The sequence below is a fragment of the Streptomyces sp. col6 genome, assembly GCF_008042035.1.
GTDB lineage: Bacteria > Actinomycetota > Actinomycetes > Streptomycetales > Streptomycetaceae > Streptomyces.
The window spans coordinates 115155-137035 of record NZ_RDBL01000013.1 but is presented as its reverse complement, the minus strand read 5'-3'; the positions used below and the strand labels follow the sequence as shown (position 1 = coordinate 137035).

Here is a 21881-nt window from a genome sequence, read left to right as displayed (position 1 = left end):
CAATCGTTATCACGGGCCACTCCCGCCCCGGTGTGAGCACCGGCCACCGGCACGCCTCGTCATCACGCGGTCACCAGACCGGAGTCGGTCTTCCGGGGCGCTGCTCCGCCTTTCTGACGCACCGTCCGCCGCCGGGCGGCCGGGCGCTCCGGCGCCGGCTCCTCCCGCTGCGACGGCCGCTCCCCCGAGCGCACCGCTCCGTCCGCCGCGCCCCCGTCGTCCACCGCCTCCTCGCTCACGCCCCGCGCCTCCGGCGCGTCCCGCACCGCCCAGGGGTCCTCCCCCGCGCCGACCGGCGCCGGGCCGTACCGCGACGTCAGCCCCGGCTCGCCCCTGACCACCCGGCGGAACGCCGCCGTCCCCCGCGTCAGGTCGTGGCCCACCGCAACCGCCTCGATGTCCACGAACGTCCGGCGCTGCCCCTCCAGCTCCTCCTCGCGCACCTTCAGCCTGCCGTGCACCACCAGCGGCTCCCCCACCGCGACCGAACCCGTCAGATTGGCGGCCAGCGTGCGCCACGCCCACACGGTGTAGAAGCTCGTGTGCCCGTCGGCCCACACCTCCTTCACCCGGTCCCAGCGCCGGGGCGTCACCGCGAACCTGAACCGGGCCATACCCCCGGTCGTCGTGTCCCGGAACTCCACCGCCGTCGCCGCGTTGCCCACCAGCGTCACCAAGGTCTCGTTCATGACTCCGCCTCCCCTTCGCCAGGTCTCCGTGGCCGCACGGTGCGTGCGGTCACTGATCCCATGCTGGAGGGGAGGCGGATATCCCGCTGGGGGCTGTGGACTAACGGCCCGTTGTGGAGAACTCCGTCACCGCCACGTACCGTTCGCGCACTTCGCGGTAGCGCACCAGCTCGGCCGAGACCGGGTCGAGCACCCTGGCCCGTCCGCAGGCCGCCGCCGCCTCGCGCAGCCGCCGTTCGGCCTCCTGGCCGTACCGCCGCGCGGGCCCCCGGGCCGCCGCCGCGCACGACCACTCCACCAACGGGCCGCCGACGATGCCCGCCAGCATCACCAGGGAGGGCGTCAGCAGCCCCGGTTCCAGCACCCCGATGATCTGGCCCGCCAGCCACAGGCCCCCGAAGATCTGCAGCAGCGTCATCGCGACCTGAGCCAGCACGGCCGCCGGCCACCAGGCGGGACGCGGCGGTTTCCCGGCTGCCCGCCCGCCCCGGCCCTCACCCGCGCCACCGGCCGCCGGGCGACCACACCCCGCTCGCCGCTCCGCCCGAGGAACGGATCACGGCACGTCAGCGCGTGGAGCAGGCCGTGCGCACGGTGGCGGACGACGCCGCCGCCCACCCGGCCCGCCAGTTCGTCGAGCGCGTCGGGCAGCCCCTGCGCGCCGTGCACCGCCGCCTCGCGCACCGCCTGCGCCCAGGGCCCCGGCAGCCCGGCGGCGGCGTCGTCCGCCACCGTGCGCACGGCCTGCTCCACGCGCTGACGTGCCGTGATCCGTTCCTCGGGCGGAGCGGCGAGCGGGGTGTGGTCGCGGCTTCCGGGCTGCCGGGCGGACTCGTACCAGCGCCACAGCCGCAGCCACGGCGTGCCGCAGGCGCGCCCGGCGTTGCGGCGCCACTCGCGCTCCGCCGCCTGTCCCGCCGCCGCCGCGCCCACCGCCTCCGCGAGGCGGTCGGTGAACTCCTCCCGGGCCTGCTCCCCCAGCCCCGGCCGCCCCTCGGCGACGTACACCGGGCGCAGCCTGGCCGCCGCCGCGTCCACATCGGCGGAGAGGCGCCGGGTGGCCGCGGTGCGGTCCTGGACGAACCGGCCGAGCAGTTCGCGCAGTTCGCCGACGCCCTCACCGGTGAGCGCGGACAGGGGCAGCACGGTGGCTCCGGGCTCGCCGTGTTCGCCGAGGGCCATGCCGTCCTCGTCGAGCAGCCGGCGCAGGTCGTCGAGGACCAGATCGGCCGCCTCGCCCGGCAGCCGGTCGATCTGGTTGAGGACGACGAAGGTGACCTCGGCGTGGCCGGCCAGCGGGCGCAGGTAGCGCTCGTGCAGCGCGGCGTCCGCGTACTTCTCCGGGTCCACCACCCAGATCACGGCGTCGACCAGCGCCAGCACCCGGTCGACCTGGTCACGGTGGCCCCGCGCGGCCGAGTCGTGGTCGGGCAGGTCGACGAGGACCAGGCCCTGGAGCGCCTCGTCGGCGGCCGCCCCGGGCTGCGGCCTGCGCCGGAGCCTGCCGGGCACGGCCAGCCGGTCGAGCAGCCCGGCGGCTCCGTCGGTCCAGGAGCAGGCGAGGGGGGACGAGGTGGTGGGCCTGCGCAGGCCGGTCTCGGAGAGCTGGGCGCCCGCGAGCGCGTTGAAGAGGGCCGATTTGCCGCTGCCGCTGGCTCCGGCGATGGCGACGACGGTGTGCCGCGAGGAGAGCCGCTGCCGGGCGGCCGCCTCGTCCAGCACCCGGCCCGCCTCGGCGAGGGCGGCCCGGTCCAGGCGGGCCCTGGACAGCCCGACGAGTTCGCGCAGGGCGTCCAGGCGCGGCCGGAGCGGGCTGCCGGATTCGGTGTCCACGTAGGCCTCGACCGGAGGCGGCCCGTCGTCCTCCGGGGGGATCTCGTCCGGGGTCTGCTCGGCCTCCGCGCGGGCGGCCTGCGCGCGGCGGGCGATCAGACCGTCGTCCCAGCCGCCGGAACCGGCCGTCTCCCGGGGGCTCGCGGCCTCGTCGGCCCCGCCCCGTCCCTGTCCCGGATTCTCGTCAGTGACGGCAGTCATCGCTGCCACCTCTCCTTCTGCAGTAGGGACAGCGCTGCGATCAGTTCGGCCTGCGGTTCGGGGGCGACGTCGAGGGCGTCCAGAGGTGCGAGCCGCCGGTCGCGTTCCCCGTTGAGCACGTGGTCGAGGTACGTGGTGAGCAGCGCGCCGCCCTTGTCACGCAGCCGCAGCGCGCCCTGCGCCCCCATGCGTTCGGCGAGTTGTTCGCCCGCCGTACGGGCACGGCGTCCGCCGAGCAGGGCGGCGGCCAGCAGGGCGGCGACGGTCTCGGGGTCCGGGGGGGTGTTGCGCTCCATCAGGCGCAGCTCCTCCTCGGCCAGTTCCTCCAGGATCCGGCGCCACCTGCGTACGGTCATGTCGATCCGGCCCCGGATGTCCTCGGCCGGTCCCCAGCCGCCTTCCTCGCGGCCCGCCGCCTCGAAGGCGAAGGCCGCGGCGGCGGGTTCACGCCGCCAGACCGTGCGGATCTGCTCGTCGGCGGCGGCGACCGCGCACTCCAGGAGCGCGGCCAGGCTCTCGACGAGCGCGTCGAGGACCTCCTCGGAGGTGCTGTACGTGGGGTAGCCGCGCCACCGGGTCCGGGCGTCGCCCGCGAGCGCGCCGCCGTTCTTCAGCCTGCGGCGGACCCGGGCCCCCTCCTTCCCGTACGCGTCCTCGACGACACCGGTCAGCCGTACGGCGGCGGCGTACTGGGCGGCGACGGCCCCGGCGAGCGCGGGCATCCGGACGTCCAGGGAGTCGATGACCCCGGCGGCGGTCCGGCCGACCGCCTGCTGACGGGCCGCCGGGTCCTGGGCGCGGTGGGCGAGCCAGGCGCGCAGCGGGGCGACCGCGGTGGTGGGCAGCAGTCCGCGCCCGCCGCCGGCGGACTCGGGTAGTTCGGGGATGGTGAACCGGGGCACCTCGCCGAGGCCGGCCTTGGTGAGCAGGGCCCCGTACTGCCGGGAGACCTCGGCGATCACCTGGTGCGGGACGCGGTCGAGGACGGTGACGAGCGAGGCGTTGTACTCCTTGGCGGTCCGCAGCAGGTGCCAGGGCACGGCGTCGGCGTACCGGGAGGCCGTGGTGACCATGACCCAGATGTCGGCGGCGCAGATGAGTTCGGCGGCCAGGACGCGGTTGCGCACGACGAGGGAGTCGATGTCGGGGGCGTCCAGCAGGGCGAGCCCGCGCGGCAGCCCGGTGGCGGTCTCGACGCGCAGCGCGGTGCCTTCCTCGGCCGCGTGCCCGTCGGGGCCGTCGAGGTCGTCGCACTGGCCGGGGTCGGCGTACTCCTCGGGCGACAGCCAGACCCGGGTGAGCTGCGGCAGCACCCGTACGCCCGCGAACCAGTGCTGGTCGTCCGGGTGGCAGACGAGGACGGGTGTACGGGTGGTCGGCCGGAGCACTCCGGCCTCGCTGACCCGGCGCCCCACCAGGGAGTTGACGAGCGTCGACTTGCCGGCACCGGTCGATCCGCCGATGACGGCGAGCAGCGGCGCCTCGGGGTCCTTCAGCCGCGGCAGCAGGTAGTCGTCGAGCTGGGCGAGCAGCTCGGTCCTGGTCTGCCTGGCGCGGGGGGCCCCTGGGAGCGGAAGTGGGAGACGCACGGCAGCGACACGGTCGCGCAGGGCGGAAAGTGCGTCGATGAGCTGAGGCCGTACGTCCAAGGTCACCACATGCGAAGAATGCCCAATTTTGGAGCCTTTTTGAAGCGTATAGCCACCTCTGCGCGCCGGTTCCCCCGTCCGGGCAGAGGGGATGAGTGGGGCGCAGGCATAACGAGTGCACAACACCCGGTGCGCGAAGCGCCAAAAGCGGTGCGTGATCCGCACCTACCTGCGATTATCGTCTCGCTTCACCGAACCTCCACATCGTGCCACGCAGGTGAAGCAACGAGGTCGAGCCAATCGGAGCCCTATCCTTGTCCCGGCAAGGTCACGGACCGCCCGGGACCCGGGGCTCCGGATCACCGCAGCCACTACCCGGCCCCCGTAGCTCAGTGGATAGAGCAGGCGCCTTCTAAGCGCTTGGCCGCAGGTTCGAGTCCTGCCGGGGGCGCCTCAGCCCGGATCAGGCCCTCCCCAGGGAGGGCCTTTTCTCATGGAGCACAGCACGCTAGCGCGGACCATGTAGTGACCGTGTAAACACGGCCCCTCGCCGGGCTCCTTCAGACCGCCGCCACCACCAGCAGGACGAAGGCCGCCAGCGACAGCACGGTACGCACGCGGTGCAAGGCGTTCCAGCGCGCCTCGAACGCGGTGCGGGCCGCCGTGTCGTCGCCGCCGTCGGAGGCGGCGAGCGCGTTGTTCAGCGGGATGTTGCCCGCGACCGTGATCAGGTGCGAGACGACGGCGCAGGCCAGGGCGGCGATCAGCAGCGGCCAGGTCTTCTCGCCGGCCTCCGTGAACACCGGGACGGCCGGGAACGCGATGACGCCCAGGAAGAGCACCAGGAAGACCGGGCCGGGGACCTTCTCGTTGAAGCGGCGCATCGCCGCGGTGAAGCCGTCGTCGGGCAGAGCCGCCAGGCCGGGCATCACCGCGATCAGGAACGTCAGCAGGAAACCGGCGTAGAGGCCGGTCGTGATCACGGCGAGGGCGAGGAACAGGGAGGCCATGGGGTCATCATGGCCTGCGGGGAGCGGGCGCACAGCCGGATTTCGCAGACGTGTGCGAACCCGCTCCCCCAGGCTCCGGTCAGTCCATCTCGCCCTCGCGGGCGGTGTCCTCGGTCTGCCGGTCCCCGCCCTTCAGCCGGTCCGCGCGGCCGATCGCGTCGGCCAGCTTGGTGACCGAGGCGTCCTCCGTGCTCGCGGCCAGCTTCTCGGCCCGGTCGGCGAGTTCACCGAGGCCCGGCGCGCCGGGCAGACCGGTGCCGCGCAGGTTCTCCGCGAAGTAGGCGGCCACCGCGGTGACCTGGAGCCGGGTGCTCCGGCCGCCCCACAGCTTGCCGGTGATCGCGCCGGTCGCCACCGAGCCGGTCTTCTCGTGCGGCTTGCGGGTCTTCGGGTCGAGCCAGCGCACGGTCGCGGTGGCGACATGACCGGAGGCGCCGTCGCGCAGGTGCACCGCGTACAGGGCGGTGACGGTGTGACCGGGGCCCACCTCGCCGCCGTCCACGGTGTCGTCGCGGAAGTCCTCGTCGGCGACCTTGCGGTCCTCGTAGCCGATGAGCTTGAACTTCTCGACGGTCTTCGGGTCGAAGGCGACCTGCGCCTTGGCGTCCCGGGCGGTCAGTTCGAGGTGGGCGGGGAGCTGGTCGACGAAGACCTTGCGGGCCTGCTCCTCGTCGGCGATGTACGTGGTGTGGCCGTCGCCCTTGTTGGTCAGCTCCTCCATGAAGGCATCGCCGTAGTCACTGCCGACGCCCACGCCGAACAGGGTGATGCCGTACTCGCGGCGGGCCTTCTCGATCCGTTCGAGGATGTCGTCGGCCTCGGTGTCGCCGGTGTTGGCCAGCGCGTCGGAGAGCAGGACGACGCGGTTGTTGGCGCCCTTGCGGCGGCCCTCCACCGCTTCCTCGTAACCGCGCTCGACGCCCGCCCCGACATTGGTGGAGGCGGCGGGTTCCATGGAGTCGACCGCCTCGCGGATCTTGCTGCGGTGCCCGCTCAGCCGAGTCATGGGCAGGACGGTCTCCGCCTCGTCGCTGAAGGTGACCAGGCTGATGGAGTCGTCGTCGCGCAGTTCGTCGGTGAGGATGCCGAGCGAGGTCTTGACCAGGCCGAGGCGGTCGGGCGAGTTCATCGAACCGGAGATGTCGACCACGAAGGTGAGGGCGGCCGGGGGCCGTTCGGTGTTGCTGGGGGCGGCCCTGGTGGCGAGGCCGACCCGGACCAGCGACCAGTCGCCGTCCTGCGCACCGGCCCCGGCCCCGTCCATGGAGACCGAGAAGCCGTTGCCCTCGGGGCGGTGGTAGCCCTGGCGGAAGCTGTTGACGAACTCCTCGGGCCGTACGGTCTCCGGACCGGGCAGCCGGCCCTCGTCGAGGGTGCGGCGGGCGTAGCCGTACGAGGCGGTGTCCACGTCCAGCGCGAAGGTGGACAGGTAGTCGGGCGGAGCGGACTCCTTCAGCCGGTCCGCCTCGTCGCCGTTCTTCGCCCCGTCCTTGTCCGCACCCTGCGCGTCGCCCTTCGCCCCGCCGGTGTAGGCCGGTGCGGGCGCCCCCGCGCGCCGCTGGTCGGAGGTCGTTTTGCCCCCGCTGTCCTCCCCCGAGCAGCCGGTGAGCAGTACGCCTGTCGCAAGCAGGAGCCCGACGGCTCCTCGGTACTTCCGTGTGCGGTGTTCCATTCCGTTACCCCCTGTGTCGTCACGTCAGCACTTGTGAATGTGACGTGCGAGCAGGCGATCCGGACCGGCCGAAAGCGTTGCGGAACGATCTCGATGCGGCAACAACGAGCGCTTCGGCGGCGGAATGTCAAGGTCAGGACACGATGTCCTTACGGCTGAACCCACGGAAGGCGAAAGCGAACAGGATCAGGGCATAGGTCACCGATACGGCCGCGCCCTTGGCCATGCCGCCCCACTCGATAGAGGGCTGGAGCGCGTCGGCCCAGGCGAACTGCCAGTGGGCCGGGAGGAAGTCGCGCCAGGAGCCGAGCGCGGTCACGGCGTCGAGCACATTGCCGACGATGGTCAGCCCGACCGCGCCGCCCACCGCGCCGAGCGGGGCGTCGGTCTTCGTCGACAGCCAGAACGCCAGCCCCGCGGTCACCAGTTGGGACACGAAGACGAACGCCACCACGAGCGCGAGGCGCGGCACCGCGTCCCCGGCCGCCAGCGCTCCCCCGGTCGGCAGTTCCAGCGGCCCCCAGCCGTAGGCCGCCGCCCCCGCCGCGAGCGCGACGAGCGGCAGCAGGACCATCGCGGCGAGGCTGAAGCCCAGCGCGACGACGAGCTTGCTCCACAGCAGCCTGGCCCGGGGCACGGGCGCGGCGAGCAGGTAGCGCAGCGAGGACCAGCTCGCCTCGGAGGCCACGGTGTCGCCGCAGAACAGCGCGACCGGGACGACGAGCAGGAAGCCCGCCGAGACGAACAGGCAGGTCGCGGCGAAGTTCGCGGCGGACGCGGTCGCCGTGTCCATCAGCGTGATCCGGTCGTTGCCGCCGCGCCCGCCGTCCGGGGTGCCGCCGATCGCGAACGCGATGATCAGGATGAACGGCAGCGCGGCCAGCACCCCGCCCATCAGCAGGGTCCGGCGCCGGCGCAGCTGCCGTACCGCCTCGACGCGCAGCGGCAGGGTGTGGCGGGCGCGGTAGCCGGGCGCCTCGGGGGCCGCGGCGAGGTCGGCTGCGGTGCTCATGCGGAGCCTCCGGAGATCAGGGTGAGGAAGGCGTCCTCCAGGCGGCGGTGCGGGCCGACACCCGTCAGCGGCACGTCGAGGCGGACCAGTTCGGCGATCAGCTGCGGCGAGTTCGCCCCGTCGAGCCGGACGAGCAGCCCGTGCCCGTCGTCGGTGCGGACGGCGGAGCCGATGCCCGGCAGGGCGGCGATCTTCTCCACGAGGGGTTCGGCGAGCGGATCGGCGGCGGTGACCAGGAGCATGTCGCCGGAGCCGGTCATCTCCGCGACGGGGCCCGCCTGGACGAGCCGGCCGCGGTCCATGACGACCAGGTGCGTGCAGGACTGCTCCACCTCGGACAGGAGGTGGCTGGAGACGATCACGGTGCGGCCGCCGGCCGCGTACCGGATCATCACGTCCCGCATCTCGCGGATCTGCGGCGGGTCCAGCCCGTTGGTCGGCTCGTCGAGGATGAGCAGGTCCGGCATGCCGAGCATGGCCTGCGCGATGGCGAGCCGCTGCCGCATGCCCTGCGAGTACGTGCGCACGGCGCGGGCCAGGGCGTCGCCGAGGCCGGCGATCTCCAGCGCCTCGTCGATGCGCGCGTCCTCGTCGGGGCGTCCGGTGGCCTTCCAGTACAGCTCCAGGTTGGCGCGGCCGGACAGGTGCGGGAGGAAGCCCGCGCCCTCGACGAAGCAGCCGACCCGGGAGAGCACGGGCGCGCCGGGGCGGATGGCCCGCCCGAAGACGCGGATCTCGCCGTCGTCGGGGGTGATGAGCCCCATGAGCATGCGCAGGGTGGTGGTCTTGCCGGCGCCGTTGGGCCCGAGGAGGCCGAGCACCTGGCCCTTCTCGACGCGGAAGGAGAGGTCGCGGACCGCGTACCGGTCGGAGGACTTGGCGTACTTCTTGGACAGGCCGGTGATCTGGAGCGGTACGTCGGAGAGTGCGGGATCGGGTGCGGGCGTCGCGGTACGGCGGCGGGCGGTGAGCAGCAGGGCTGCGGCGATCACCAGGGCGGCGGCGGGCAGGGCCCAGGTCCACCAGGGCAGCGCGGCCGAGGCGGTTTCGAGGCCGGGCGCGGTGGGAAGCGTGAGGGGCCCGTCGAGGGAGACGGTGTACGTGGCCGGCTCGGCCGGGGACGCGTAGCCGAGGTCGGTCGAGGCGAGGACGAGGCGCAGGCGGTGGCCCGCGTCGAGTTCGTGGTCGACGGCGGGCAGCGTCAGCTCGACCGGCTTGCCCTGCTGCGCGGGCGTGATCCGGTAGGGGGCGACGAGCTGGGCGGGGAGCACCTGCCGCTTGCCGTCCGGGGAGACGTCGTACACCTTGCCGAACAGAACCGCGTCGCCGTGGTCGGCCTTCACGGTCACCCGTACGGTCGGGGCGCCGGTGATGCGGCGTGCGGTGGCCAGCGGGGTGGAGTCGAAGCGGGCGTACTGGCCGGGGAAGTCGAGGGAGAGGCCGACGCCGAGGGTGGAGAGCTGGGCGAGGGAGCCGCCGGCTCCGGGGACGGCGGAGATGGACGGCGGGTTGGCCCCGGCGGGGTTGGTGACCTTCTGGGTGCCGCCGCGCAGGGCGACGGCCCTGCCGCCGCTGTGCAGGCCCGGGTAGGTGTCGCTGCTCGCGCCCCGGGTGAGGGCGGCGCCGTCGGTGGAGTCGATGCCGCCGGTGCGGGTGACGCGGAAGGCGGGGCCGGTGCCGGCGCCCTCTTCCCCCTTCAGATAGCGGTCGAACCAGGAGCCGATCCTCTTCTGTACCCGCCCGGTCTCCATGTCACCCCCGTCGTGCCCGCCGGCCGTCCAGTCGACGGAGACGGGCGCGCCGTTGGCGGCGATGGCCTTCGCCATGGCGTCGGCCTGGCCGAGGGGGAAGAGGGAGTCGGTCTGGCCCTGCACGATGAGCGCGGGGGCCTTGATGCGGTCGGCGACGGCGCTCGGGGAGCGTGCGGTGAGCAGGTCGCGCGCGGCGGCGTCCGGCTTGCCGCTGACGGCGACCCGTTCGTACAGCTCGCACAGCTCCTTCTCGAAGTGGTCGCAGCCGCCGCCGGAGTTGACGAAGATCCCGGCCCAGAGTTTCTTGAACACCCCGTCCGGGAAGAGCGCGTCGGCGAGGTTCCAGTAGGTGATCTGCGGGGCGATCGCGTCCACGCGGTGGTCGTAACCGGCCGCGAGGAGCGAGACGGCACCGCCGTAGGACGCCCCGGTGATGCCCACCCTCGGGTCGCCCTCGGCGTCGAGCCGTACCTCGGGGCGCGCGGCGAGCCAGTCGATCAGCCGGGACACGTCCTTGACCTCGTGGTCCGGGGCGTTGAGCCCGATCGTGCCGCCCGACTTCCCGAAGCCGCGCGCGGACCAGGTGAGCACGGCGTACCCGTCGCGGGCCAGTTGCTCGGCCTGTGCCCGGGTCTCCGCCTTGCTGCCGCCGAATCCGTGGCCGATGAGCACGGCGGGCCGGCGCCCGCTGCCGCCGGCCGTGAAGTAGGAGGTGTCCAGGGACACGCCGTCGACGCGCATCATCCGGTCCTGGCGGTGCACGGCGGGACCGCTGTCGTCGGCCACCGCCGTCCAGGTGCCCGCACCGGCCAGCACGAGGAGCGCGGCACCGGCCGCCGCCCACCGGCCTCGGGTGCGGGGCAGCAGGCGCCGCCACCGGGACGTACGCGCGTCAGGGGAATCCATGCCGTCGAGCCTATGCGGCCGCGCACCCCGTCCCGCCTGCCGCCGGGCGGAACTCCCGGGCATCCTCAAGGCGTACGGGGCCGGCCCCGCGTACTGCGCACGCGGTATGCGCCGGGCCCGCAATTGCGTCGCGCACGGCCGCCCCGCCCTGGGACGCTGCCGTCATGGACCAACCGGAAGTACTGCTGATCGGCGGGCGCGCGGGCGTGGGGAAGACAACGGTGGCCTGGGAGGTGTCGGCGCGGCTGCGCGAGGCCGGGGCGGCGCACGCGGTGATCGACGGCGACTTCATGGGCGCCGTGCATCCCGCGCCGGACGACGACCCGCACCGCTCCCTGATCACCGAACGCAATCTGGCGGCGGTCTGGGCCAACTACGCGGACCTGGGCCTGCGCCGCCTCGTCTACACGAACACGGTGAGTGTGCTGGCCGGCTCGGCGCCCATGTTCGAGCGGGCGATGGGGGACGGGGTGCGGTGCGTACGGGTCCTGCTGACCGCGTCCGACGCCACGACCGCCCAGCGGCTCACCGGCCGCGAGATCGGTTCCGAGCTGGAGCACGAGCTGCGCAGCAGCATGCGCAAGGCCCGGATGCTCGACGAACACGCCCCGGCGGACACCGTGCGGGTGGCGACGGACGGGCGGACGGTCGTGGACATCGCGTCCGAGATCGTGAAGCTGACGGGGTGGGCCGGGGTCTAGACGGCGGCGGTCCGGGGCGCGGGAAGCGGGGTGCCCTGCGGCAGCGGGTAGGGCGACTCGGCGGGCAGCAGCGCCGTCGCGGCCTCCGTTTCGCCCGCCCGGACCAGCGCGTGGATCTCCCGGGCGAGCGGGGTGACATCGCGGATCGCGACGGTCCACTCGTCCGCGTACCGCCGTGACGCCTCCCCCGCCAGGCCGAGCTGGAGCGAGCGGTGCGGCAGCCGGTTCAGGTGCAGGTCGCGCTCGGGGTCCCACTGGACGCGGGCGGGGGCGCGGCGCAGATCGCGCTGCCAGGTGGCGCGGTCCGGGTGCACACCGCTCTCGTAGTGCGAGAGTTCGGCGTGCGCGAGGGCCCAGTCGAAGCCCTCGCGGCTGATCTCGACGGCGAGGACGGTCTCCTGGGCCTCCTTCGTCCCCCAGCCGCAGCGGTACATCATCCACAGGAAGCTCGGCTTGATCCACGTCATGCGATCGCGCTTCCAGGCGGCCGGGAAGCGCCCGTCGCGGGCGGCCGGCAGACCGAGTGACGGCGTGTACGCCTGGTAGACGGTCACGGTGCCGGCCGTGTGGAGTGCGCGGATCTGATGCTGGGGCGTGGTGGTCGCGGATGCGGTCATACATGCATCACAGCACCGTGCGGCGGGGGACGGCGAACGGGTTTTCTACCGCGCGTGCATCACGCGGACGCCCGACCACACGATGACGTGGTCCCCGGTCGACGCCTTCGCACCGGCGGTGGAGTTGCCGTAGTAGTTCCAGCGCCAGGTCCCCGACTTGGCGGCCTTCACCGTGGTCTTGAGCGAGCCCGTCGAACCGGACGTCACCTTCTTGACCGTCGTGTACGAGGACGCGCCGTCCGCCTTGAACTGCAGGCTGACCGTGCGGCCGGCGTAACCCTGGTACGAGTGCGTCTCCCAGTTGGCCCGGGTGACCTTGCCGGTCACGGTGATCGTCTTCCCGGTGACGACCGGCTCGGGCGCGGCGTTGACCGTGACGCGGGTGGCGCGCTGGACCTGGACCGGGTGGTTCAGGTCGGTGAAGAGGTCCTCGCCGGGGATGTGGAGCAGGGCGGAGCTCTTCCAGGTGCCGGCGTAACCGTTCCCCTTGATGTCGCCCTTCGGGTCGATGTCCAGCACCCCGTCGTCGACGACGCAACTGCCCCTCCCCTCGGTCGGGCAGGCGTCATCGGAATAGCCGAACCCGCTGTACAGATTGTTCGGGCCCAAATCGCCGAGCTCTCCCCGGTAGAGCAGGAACAGCGGCGGCCCGTCCCAGGTCCGTGTGGTCGTCATCCGGAAGGTCACGGGCACCGAGACCACTTCCTGGATACCGATCACAATCGGCTTCCCGCCGTTCACCGAGACCTGGGAGTACGAGACCCCGCCCGTCGCCGCCCCGGCCGGAGCCGCCGTCGTCGCGGTGACCACGGCCACCGCTCCCGCGGCGACCACCGCGTTCCACATTGTCTTCGCCATCAGTGTGAGCTCGCTGCTTCCCTCGACGACCGAACCGTCTGTGGGACCGCGAAGGGCCGTCGGCGGTTGTACGCCGCACGGCAACGATCCGGTCACGCGCTCGGAGCCGTACGACCGCATGCGAAGGCAATGACATTCGTCATGCGGAGGTCAGTACACGCGGCTCTGCCGGGGAGGGGGCCCGGATCGGCACTCTGGACGTGTCGAGAGCGGGAGCCGCGAGGGCGCCGCCGCAGCGGGAGGAACCGACATGAGCAGCCCGGCCGCCACACTCAACGCCCCCGTCGTCGACGCCCCGGCGGCCGCCGCCCCGATCGCGCCCCGCAAGGCGCTCGTGGACAGCCTGAAGCCGCTGCTGGTGGACGTCGGTCTGCCGCTCGCGTCCTACTACGTGCTGAAGGCGGCGGGGCTCGGCACATTCGGCGCGCTGGCCTGGAGCAGCGTGGTGCCGGCGGTGCGCACGCTGTGGGGTGCGGTGCGCGAGCGCCGGCTCAACGGCCTTGCGGCGCTGATGGTGTCGGTCAACGCGATCTCGCTGCTGCTGGGCCTGGTGGCGGGTGACCCGCGGGTGATGCTCCTCAAGGACAGCGCGGTGAGCAGCACCATCGGGCTGGCGTTCCTGGTGACCGCACTGCGGGGGCGGCCGATGCTGTCGGCGGGCCTGCGGCCGTGGCTGACCCGGGGCGAGGCCGCCAAGACGGCGGCCTGGCAGCGGCTGTCGGCCGGTTCGCCGTCGTTCCGCCGGGCCGAGACGCGGTTCTCGGCGGTGTGGGGCCTGGCGCTGCTCACCGAGTGCGCGGTGCGGGCCGTGGGCGCGTACACCGTGCCGGTCGAGACGATGGTGTGGGCCGGGACCGTGATCATGATCGTCTCGATGGTGCTGGCGTTCCTCGTCTCGGGGCGCGTCGCGGTCGCCCCGATGGAGCGGATGATCGAGGCCGAGACCGAGGCCGGCGCCACGGAGCGCTGAAGCTCCCTCGAAACTCCGCAGGGCCACTCCGGGGGAGTGGCCCTGCGGTTGCGTTCCGTCCGCCCCGAAAAGCGTTTGACCACGCCGTTTACCGTTTCCGCATGACTACTTCACTGAGGCTGGCCGAGGTCACCGCCGAGAACGTCGACGCCGCGATCGGCCTCAGGGTCCGGCCCGACCAGGAGCATCTGGTGGCGCCGGTGGTGAAGTCCCTCGCCGAGGCGTATGTGCACCCGGAGGCCGCCTGGCCCCGGCTCATACACGACGGTGACCGGCTCGTCGGCTTCCTGATGGCCTTCCTGGACATCGACTTCGCGGGTGACGGCACGGGGCGCGACATCCGCTCGGGGCTGTGGCGCCTCAACATCGCGGCGGACGAACAGGGGCGCGGCTGCGGCCGGTTCGCGGTCGAGTCCGTGGCCGCCGAGATCCGCCGGCGCGGCGGCGACCGGATGTACGTCACCTGGCACCCGGGCGACGACGGCCCCGAGGGCTTCTATCTGGGGCTCGGCTTCCGGGCCACTGGCGAGACGAGCGGGGACCAGACGGTCGGGGTGCTGGAGCTGGGCTGACGTACGGGCCGGGACCGGGTGGCCCCGGCCTGTACGCGGGCCGTGGGTGGCGGGTCAGTGGTTCCTGGGGAAGCCCAGGTCCACGCCCGCCGGGGCGTCCGCCGGGTCGGGCCAGCGGGTCGTGGTGACCTTGCCTCGGGTGTAGAAGTGCACGCCGTCGTTGCCGTAGATGTGGTGGTCGCCGAAGAGGGAGTCCTTCCAGCCGCCGAAGGAGTGGTAGCCGACCGGCACCGGGATCGGCACGTTGACGCCGACCATGCCGGCCTCGATCTCCAGCTGGAAGCGGCGGGCCGCGCCGCCGTCGCGGGTGAAGATCGCGGTGCCGTTGCCGTACGGCGAGGCGTTCATGAGGGCGACGCCCTCCTCGTACGTCTCCACCCGCAGCACGCACAGGACCGGGCCGAAGATCTCGTCCCGGTACGCGTCGGAGTCGGTGGAGACGTGGTCGAGGAGCGAGAGGCCGATCCAGTGGCCGTCCTCGAAGCCCTCGACGGTGAACCCGGTCCCGTCGAGGACGACTTCGGCGCCCTGGGCTGCGGCGCCGGTGACGTAGGAGGCGACCTTGTCGCGGTGGGCGGCGGTGATCAGCGGGCCCATCTCGGAGTCCGGGTCGGTGCCGGGGCCGATCGTGATCCGCTCGGCCCGCTCCTTGATCCGGGCGACCAGCTCGTCGCCGATCGCGCCGACGGCGACCACGGCGGAGATCGCCATGCAGCGTTCACCGGCCGAGCCGTACGCGGCGGAGACGGCGGCGTCGGCGGCGGCGTCCAGGTCCGCGTCGGGCAGCACCAGCATGTGGTTCTTCGCGCCGCCGAGCGCCTGCACGCGCTTGCCGTTGGCCGAGGCGGTGGCGTGGATGTGGCGGGCGATGGGCGTCGAGCCGACGAACGACACGGCTGCCACGTCCGGGTGGGTCAGCAGGGCGTCGACGGCGACGCGGTCCCCGTGCAGCACGTTCAGCACCCCGTCCGGCAGCCCGGCCTCGGCGGCCAGCTCGGCGAGGAGGTTCGCGGCGGACGGGTCCTTCTCGCTGGGCTTGAGCACGAAGGTGTTGCCGCAGGCGACGGCCAGCGGGAACATCCACATCGGCACCATGGCCGGGAAGTTGAACGGGGTGATCCCGGCGACCACACCGAGCGGCTGGCGGATCGAGGAGACGTCGACCCGGCTGGAGACCTGGGTGGACAGCTCGCCCTTGAGCTGGGTGGTGATCCCGCAGGCCAGCTCGACGATCTCCAGGCCCCGGGCGACCTCGCCCAGCGCGTCGGAGTGCACCTTGCCGTGCTCGGCGGTGATGAGCGCGGCGATCTCGTCCCGGTGGGCGTCCAGCAGCGCGCGGTAGCGGAACAGGACCGCCGTGCGGGCGGACAGCGAGGAGTCGCGCCACGTCGTGTACGCGTCCTTCGCGGCGGCCACCGCCGCGTCGGCCTCCTCCGCCGAGGCGAACGCGACCCGGGTGGTGACGGCGCCGGTGGCGGGATCGGTGACCTCGCCGTAGTTGCCCGAGGTGCCCTCGACGGTCTTGCCGCCGATCCAGTGGTTCAGGGTCTTCATGCTGCGGCTCCTTCAGAGGTGACGGCGTCGGTCGGCGCTGTGGCGTTCGTACTCTTTCCGTGCTGCGACCGCCGCGGGGCGGGTGGCCGTCTCGGCCACGGGGACATCCCACCACGCCTGTGCCTCCGGCGGCCCCTGTCCGGCGCCGGGTGTTTCGGTCTCCACGTGCACGCAGACGGGCCCGTCCGCCGCACGGGCCTCGGCAAGGGCCTCGCGCAGCTCGCCCACCGTCCCGGCGCGCAGCACCCGCATGCCGAGCGAGGCGGCGTTGGCGGCGAGGTCCACGGGGAGCGGGGGGCCGGTGAAGTCTCCGTCCGCCGACCGGTGGCGGTAGTCCGTGCCGAAGCGCTCGCCGCCGGTGGCCTCGGAGAGCCCGCCGATCGAGGCGTAGCCGTGGTTCTGCAGGACGACGAGCTTGACGGGGACGTTCTCCTGGACGGCGGTGACGATCTCGGTGGGGTTCATCAGGTACGTGCCGTCGCCGACGAGCGCCCAGACGGGACGGTCCGGGGCCGCCATCCGCACGCCGATCGCGGCCGGGATCTCGTAGCCCATGCAGGAGTACCCGTACTCCACGTGGTACTGGCGCGGGGAGCGGGCGCGCCAGAGCTTGTGCAGGTCACCGGGGAGTGAACCGGCCGCGTTGATGAGGATGTCCTCGTCGGTGACCAGCTCGTCCAGGAGGCCCAGGACCTGGGTCTGGGTGGGGCGGGCGTGCGGGTCGGGGGCGGCGTACGCGGCGTCCACGCGCCGCTCCCAACGGGCCTTCTCCTCCGTGTACTCCGCCTCGTACGCGGGCTCCGTGCGGCGGCCGGCCAGGGCGTCGGTGAGGGCTTCGAGGGCGGTGCGGGCATCGGCGACGAGCGGAAGAGCGGCGAGCTTGTGGGCGTCGAAGCCGGTGATGTTGATGTTGAGGAAGCGGACGCCGGGGTTCTGGAAGAGGGTCGCGGACGCCGTGGTGAAGTCGGTGTGGCGGGTGCCGATGCCGATGACGAGGTCGGCGGTGCGGGCGAGGCCGTCGGCGGTGGCGGTCCCGGTGTGGCCGATGCCGCCGACGTCGGCGGGGTGGTCGTGGCGCAGGGAGCCCTTGCCGGCCTGAGTGGAGGCGACGGGGATGCCGGTGGCTTCGGCGAACGCGGCGAGAGCGCCCTCGGCGCCGCTGTGGCGGACCCCGCCGCCCGCGACGACCAGAGGGCGGCGGGCGGCGCGCACCGCCCGTACCGCTTGGTCGAGTTCGTACGGGTCGGGGGCGGGGCGGCGTACGTGCCAGACGCGCTCCGCGAAGAACTCCGCCGGCCAGTCGTACGCCTCCGCCTGCACGTCCTGCGGCAGCGCGAGCGTGACCGCGCCGGTCTCCGCCGGGCCGGCGAGGACCCGCATGGCCTGGAGCACGGCCGGGATCAGGGCCTCGGGGCGGGTGATCCGGTCGAAAAAGCGGGAGACGGGGCGCAGGCAGTCGTTGACGGAGACATCGCCCGCGTACGGCACCTCCAGCTGCTGGAGCACGGGATCGGCGGGGCGGGTCGCGAAGGTGTCGCCGGGCAGCAGCAGGACGGGGAGGTGGTTGACGGTGGCGAGGGCGGCGCCGGTGACAAGGTTGGTGGCACCGGGGCCGATGGAGGTGGTGACGGCCTGGGCGGACAGCCGGCCGGACTGGCGGGCGTAACCGACGGCCGCGTGCACCATGGCCTGTTCGTTGCGGCCCTGGAGGTAGGGCATGGCCGGTCCGGTCTCCAGGAGCGCCTGGCCGACGCCCGCTACGTTGCCGTGGCCGAAGATGCCCCAGGTGGCGGCGATCAGCCGGTGGCGCTCGCCGTCGCGTTCGGTGTACTGGCGGGCGAGGAAGGCGACGAGCGCCTGGGCGGTCGTGAGGCGGGTGGTCCCCCCGGTCCTGCCGGACGTCGTGGTCATGCGGGGTCCTCCGGTCCGTGGAACGGCAGCCGGGGGTCGACCGGCTGGGACGGCCAGGTGTCGCGGACCCAGGTGTGGTCGGGGTGGTCGCGGATCAGCCACTCCCGCGTCTCACCGGGGCCCGCCATGACGTTGAGGTAGTACAGCGTGCGGCCGGGCGGGGCGATGGAGGGGCCGTGCCAGCCGTCCGGGATGAGGACCGTGTCACCGCTGCGGACCTCGGCCAGCACGTCCGTACCGCCGGGTCGGGACGGGGTGACCCGGTGGTAGCCGAGGCCGTCGTCCTCGACCTCGAAGTAGTAGATCTCCTCCAGGACGGATTCCTCGCCGGGGTGGTGCTCGTCGTGCTTGTGCGGCGGGTAGGAGGACCAGTTGCCCCCGGGAGTGAGGACCTCGACGGTGATGAGCCGGTCGCAGTCGAAGGCGTCGGCGGCGGCGAAGTTGTGCACCTGGCGGGAGCAGACGCCGGCGCCGCGCAGTTCCACACGAACCTCCGGCGCGGGGCCGTAGCGAGCGGGGAGTCGTCGCTCGCACTTCGCTCCTGCCAGGGCGAAGCGGCCTCCTGCGCCGGAGGCGATCTGTGCACGGGCGTCGCGCGGTACATAGGCGAAATCGGAAACGCCGCTGAACACGCTCTTACGGCCCAGCAGTTCAAAGATCTCATCTGAGATGTGCACCGTACAGCTGCCGGTCAACGGCAGTACGATCCACTCGCTCTCCCCGGTGACAAGTGTGTGAACTCCTCCCGGCTCCAGCTCCAGCACGCGCAGGCTCGACCGCTCCCAGCCGGCCCGTTCCGGCCCGATGTCCAGGGCGTAGGGGCCGCGCGCGGTGTGGCCGGCGGGCAGGTGGTACGTGGGTTCGCCTCGCATGCTCAGGCCCTTTCGCTGTGTGCGGTGACCGCGCCCTCGCCGAGGGCGGCCTCGACCTCGTGCGGGAACGGCATGGCGGAGGAGCAGGCGAGCCGGGCGGCGACGATGGCTCCGGCGGCGTTGGCGTAGCGCATGGTGCGGGCGGTGTCCCAGCCGCTCAGCAGCCCGTGGCAGAGCGCTCCTCCGAACGCGTCTCCCGCGCCGAGGCCGTTGACCACGTCCACGGGGAGCGGCGGCACGTCGGCGCTGGTCCCGTCCCGGTGGACGGCGAGGACGCCCGCCGGGCCCTGCTTGACCACGGCCAGTTCGACACCGGCCTCGATGAGGGCGCGGGCCGCCGCGTACGGTTCGCGCTCGCCGGTGGCGACCTCGCACTCGTCGAGGTTGCCGACGGCGACGGTCGCGTACGCCAGGGCCTCGCGGTAGCGCGCGGCCGGGCTCGGTCCGGAGGCGTCGGAGGGCCAGAACATCGGGCGCCAGTCGAGGTCGAAGACGGTGATGCCGGAGCGGTCGCGGGCGCGCAGCGCGGCGAGTGTGGCCGTACGGCTCGGCTCGGCGCACAGGCCGGTGCCGGTCATCCAGAACACCCGGGCGGCCCCGACCGCGTCCAGGTCGAGTTCGGAGGCGTGGATCTCCAGGTCGGGGGCCTTGGGCTGCCGGTAGAAGTAGAGTGGGAAGTCGTCGGGCGGGAAGATCTCGCAGAAGGTCACCGGGGTCGGATAGGCGGCGACGGGCGTCACCCACCGGTCGTCCACCCCGAACTCCCGCAACTGCTCGCGCAGGTAGTCGCCGAAGGGGTCCCGGCCGGTGCGGGTCACCACGGCGGTGCGCCGGCCGAGGCGGGCCGCGGCGACGGCGACGTTGGACGGGGAACCGCCGAGGAACTTCCCGAAGGTGTCGACCCGGGCCAGTGGCACGCCCGTCCGCAACGGGTAGAGGTCCACCCCGATCCGTCCCATGGTGATCACGTCGTACGGCTGCTCAGGCATTCGGCTTCCCTTCCGCTGGGCGCCCTTCGGGCCACCGGCGAGAGCGGCCGCCGCGGCGGCGACCGGCCTCCCGCCTACTCTTCCCCGTCCCTTCCTCCCCGTCCCCCTCTTCTCCGCGATCACCTTCCCCACTTGTACGGACATACGGACCTATCCTTGACACCCGTCCCCCCGCGTGATGAGGGTGGACGCATGATGTCCTCCTCCCCCTCCGCACCGGCCGGCATCCGTATCGGCTCAGCGCCCGACTCCTGGGGGGTGTGGTTCCCCGACGATCCGCGGCAGGTGCCCTGGCGGCGCTTCCTGGACGAGGTCTCCGCCGCGGGCTACGAGTGGATCGAGCTGGGCCCGTACGGCTACCTCCCGACCGATCCGGCCCGCCTCGCGGACGAGACGGCGCGCCGCGGGCTGTCCGTCTCGGCGGGCACCGTTTTCACGGGATTGCACCACGGCCCGGACGTCTGGGACCGGACCTGGGCGCATGTCGCCGACATCGCGGCCCTCACCCGGGCGATGGGCGCCGGCCATCTTGTGGTGATCCCCTCGTTCTGGCGGGACGACAAGACGGGCGAGGTGCTGGAGGACCGCACCCTCACCGCCGGGCAGTGGCGTCATCTCACCACCCAGACCGAGCGGCTGGCCCGCGAGGTCCAGGACCGCTACGGGCTGCGCGTCGTCGTCCACCCGCACGCCGACACCCACATCGACACCGAGGAGAACGTCGCCCGCTTCCTCGACGCCACCGACCCCGGCCTGGTCTCGCTCTGCCTCGACACGGGCCATTACGCGTACTGCGGCGGCGACAGCGTCAAGCTGATCGAGACCTACGGCGAGCGGATCGGCTACCTCCACCTCAAGCAGGTGGATCCGGAGATCCTCGCCGAAGTGGTCGCCGGCGAGGTGCCGTTCGGGCCCGCCGTGGCACGCGGCGTCATGTGCGAGCCGCCGGGCGGCGTCCCGGCCCTGGAACCCGTCCTCGCCGCCGCCCGCCGGCTGGACGTCGACCTCTTCGCCATCGTCGAGCAGGACATGTACCCCTGCCCGCCCGACCGCCCCTTCCCGATCGCCCGGCGCACCCGCGACTACCTCCGCTCCTGCGGGGCGCCCCGGGCGGGGCGCTGAGGGGGCGAGGCCCGAGCGCCCGTGGGCTCGGGGCTCCCGGGGGCCCGTCCCCCGGTCTTCCGCCGGTTCTGGCGGCTTGGCCGGGATCCGGCAGTGACGTGACGCCGGTGCGAGCTGTTGTCCTCGGTGAGACCGGGCCCACGGGCCCGCCCCCCTGACCTCACCGCTAGGAGCGAGCCCCATGCCCCGAATCCCTCTCACCCCGCGCCGCAGCCTCGCCGCCGGGGCGCTGGCCGGCCTCGCGCTGACGGCCACCCTCGCCGCGGCCCCGGGCGCCGCCGCCGACGCCGAGAACGTGCCGCCGGCCGGCTCCAGCCCCGTGTGCGCCTTCTACGACGGTGACGGGCTCACCGTCTTCGGTGACCAGGGCGAACGGGCCTTCCAGGTGCAGTGCATGCTGGCCAACCGGCAGTACCTGCCGTGGGACGCGGTCGACGGGGCTTTCGGCCTGCGCACCCTCGACGCCGTCCAGCGCTTCCAGGCCGCCCACCCGCCGCTCCTGGCCAGCGGCGTGGTCGACGCGGACACCTGGGCCGCGCTCTGGCGCGGCGACGCGCCGGTTGCCCCAACCGCGTGACCGGCGTTCCCCGTTGACCGTCGGGCAGGCCGGGCGGGCGCGGCGGGTCTGGCGGGCGCGACGGCTCTGGCGGGCGCCCCGCGAAGATCACCCCCTTGTCACGCATATCTCCGTTACGCGGGTCTTCCGTCACAGGCGCTCAACAGGCCCGCCCGGTGCCGGCCGCTGCCGGTCACCCCGCCGAGGCTGAGTGATCGTCAGTGACCGCGGCGCAGCTCCCCCGACGGCTTCCAGGCCGCCGCCGCGGTGCAGAGAGGTGGCACCATGACGGACACAAGGCTCTGGTCCTACAAGGACATCGCCGCGCACATCCGGGTTCAGCCGGACACGGTCCGCTCCTATCGCAAGCACGGCCTCCTCCCGGCCCCCGACCACGTGGAGAGCGGCAAGCCCTACTGGTACGCGGACACCGTCCGGGCCTGGGTGGCGGCCCGGCCGGGGCACCGTCCGGGCCTGGGTGGCGGCCCGGCCGGGG

General features: G+C 73.2%; 17 protein-coding genes, 1 tRNA gene and 2 pseudogenes. 7 read left to right on the top strand and 13 right to left on the bottom strand.

Translation table 11 applies throughout. From position 1 onward, the window contains the following. Positions 1–245: 245 nt before the first annotated feature. The 3 genes and pseudogenes from EAO73_RS17270 to EAO73_RS17260 form a co-directional block, all read right to left on the bottom strand. Positions 246–689: pseudogene (locus EAO73_RS17270) on the bottom strand (single-stranded DNA-binding protein); the annotation flags it as partial. Between the two features lie 100 nt (positions 690–789). Then, positions 790–2723, bottom strand: a pseudogene (locus tag EAO73_RS17265) (GTPase). Beyond that, the gene (locus EAO73_RS17260; protein ID WP_147973495.1) at positions 2720–4372 is read right to left on the bottom strand and encodes a dynamin family protein; all 1653 of its coding nucleotides are present in this window, start codon (positions 4370–4372) and stop codon (positions 2720–2722) included. Before EAO73_RS17260 ends, EAO73_RS17265 begins: the two are co-directional and overlap by 4 nt. A 318-nt stretch (positions 4373–4690) precedes the next feature. On the opposite strand from EAO73_RS17260, the gene EAO73_RS17255 reads away from it, so the two are divergent. After that, positions 4691–4763: transfer RNA gene (locus tag EAO73_RS17255), tRNA-Arg, on the top strand. Between the two features lie 109 nt (positions 4764–4872). Here the strand turns inward: EAO73_RS17255 and EAO73_RS17250 are convergent. The 4 genes from EAO73_RS17250 to EAO73_RS17235 all read right to left on the bottom strand — a co-directional run bounded on the left by EAO73_RS17250 (position 4873) and on the right by EAO73_RS17235 (position 10663). After that, complete coding sequence (locus tag EAO73_RS17250; RefSeq protein WP_147972448.1) at positions 4873–5322, bottom strand: DUF1772 domain-containing protein; 450 nt, start codon at positions 5320–5322, stop codon at positions 4873–4875. A 79-nt stretch (positions 5323–5401) separates the two neighbouring features. Further along, entirely contained in the window at positions 5402–6994 is a 1593-nt protein-coding gene (locus EAO73_RS17245; protein ID WP_147972447.1) for a vWA domain-containing protein, read from the bottom strand. A gap of 133 nt (positions 6995–7127) precedes the next feature. Continuing rightward, positions 7128–8006, bottom strand: a complete 879-nt coding sequence (locus tag EAO73_RS17240) for an ABC transporter permease (protein WP_147972446.1) — start codon at positions 8004–8006, stop codon at positions 7128–7130. After that, positions 8003–10663, bottom strand: coding sequence for an alpha/beta fold hydrolase (locus EAO73_RS17235; RefSeq protein ID WP_191134117.1), 2661 nt, complete (start codon positions 10661–10663; stop codon positions 8003–8005). Before EAO73_RS17235 ends, EAO73_RS17240 begins: the two co-directional genes overlap by 4 nt. 164 nt (positions 10664–10827) lie before the next feature. Here EAO73_RS17235 and EAO73_RS17230 point away from each other — a divergent pair, with 164 nt between their 5' ends. After that, positions 10828–11364 (top strand): hypothetical protein, encoded by a 537-nt coding sequence (locus tag EAO73_RS17230; RefSeq protein ID WP_147972445.1) that lies wholly within the window; start codon positions 10828–10830, stop codon positions 11362–11364. Here the strand turns inward: EAO73_RS17230 and EAO73_RS17225 are convergent. Both EAO73_RS17225 and EAO73_RS17220 read right to left on the bottom strand, forming a co-directional pair. After that, positions 11361–11981, bottom strand: a complete 621-nt coding sequence (locus EAO73_RS17225; RefSeq protein ID WP_147972444.1) for a DUF4291 domain-containing protein — start codon at positions 11979–11981, stop codon at positions 11361–11363. The two genes, EAO73_RS17230 and EAO73_RS17225, sit on opposite strands and share 4 nt — an antisense overlap. Positions 11982–12026: 45 nt before the next feature. After that, positions 12027–12839 (bottom strand): hypothetical protein, encoded by an 813-nt coding sequence (locus tag EAO73_RS17220; protein WP_147972443.1) that lies wholly within the window; start codon positions 12837–12839, stop codon positions 12027–12029. Between the two features lie 250 nt (positions 12840–13089). Here EAO73_RS17220 and EAO73_RS17215 point away from each other — a divergent pair, with 250 nt between their 5' ends. After that, positions 13090–13809: a VC0807 family protein gene (locus tag EAO73_RS17215; protein WP_147972442.1), complete on the top strand. Its 720-nt coding sequence runs from the start codon at positions 13090–13092 to the stop codon at positions 13807–13809. A gap of 101 nt (positions 13810–13910) precedes the next feature. After that, positions 13911–14381: a GNAT family N-acetyltransferase gene (locus EAO73_RS17210; RefSeq protein WP_147972441.1), complete on the top strand. Its 471-nt coding sequence runs from the start codon at positions 13911–13913 to the stop codon at positions 14379–14381. Between the two features lie 54 nt (positions 14382–14435). Here EAO73_RS17210 and EAO73_RS17205 read toward each other — a convergent pair whose 3' ends face one another. Genes EAO73_RS17205 through iolC form a run of 4 tightly spaced genes read right to left on the bottom strand, consistent with a single transcriptional unit; the run spans position 14436 to position 19707 of the window. After that, positions 14436–15935: a CoA-acylating methylmalonate-semialdehyde dehydrogenase gene (locus EAO73_RS17205; protein WP_147972440.1), complete on the bottom strand. Its 1500-nt coding sequence runs from the start codon at positions 15933–15935 to the stop codon at positions 14436–14438. Positions 15936–15947: 12 nt separating this feature from the next. Next, entirely contained in the window at positions 15948–17846 is a 1899-nt protein-coding gene (gene iolD, locus EAO73_RS17200; protein ID WP_147972439.1) for a 3D-(3,5/4)-trihydroxycyclohexane-1,2-dione acylhydrolase (decyclizing), read from the bottom strand. Next, positions 17843–18718, bottom strand: a complete 876-nt coding sequence (gene iolB / locus EAO73_RS17195; RefSeq protein WP_147972438.1) for a 5-deoxy-glucuronate isomerase — start codon at positions 18716–18718, stop codon at positions 17843–17845. The genes iolD and iolB overlap by 4 nt, the downstream gene beginning before the upstream one ends. 2 nt (positions 18719–18720) lie before the next feature. After that, positions 18721–19707, bottom strand: a complete 987-nt coding sequence (gene iolC, locus EAO73_RS17190; protein ID WP_147972437.1) for a 5-dehydro-2-deoxygluconokinase — start codon at positions 19705–19707, stop codon at positions 18721–18723. Positions 19708–19899: 192 nt separating this feature from the next. Here iolC and EAO73_RS17185 point away from each other — a divergent pair, with 192 nt between their 5' ends. From EAO73_RS17185 to EAO73_RS36005, 3 genes are all read left to right on the top strand, one after another. After that, complete coding sequence (locus tag EAO73_RS17185; RefSeq protein WP_412074606.1) at positions 19900–20829, top strand: sugar phosphate isomerase/epimerase family protein; 930 nt, start codon at positions 19900–19902, stop codon at positions 20827–20829. A gap of 181 nt (positions 20830–21010) precedes the next feature. Beyond that, positions 21011–21406 (top strand): peptidoglycan-binding domain-containing protein, encoded by a 396-nt coding sequence (locus tag EAO73_RS17180; protein ID WP_147972436.1) that lies wholly within the window; start codon positions 21011–21013, stop codon positions 21404–21406. A gap of 264 nt (positions 21407–21670) precedes the next feature. Continuing rightward, the coding region (locus EAO73_RS36005) for a helix-turn-helix transcriptional regulator (protein ID WP_191134116.1) at positions 21671–21881 on the top strand (211 nt) is incomplete at its 3' end.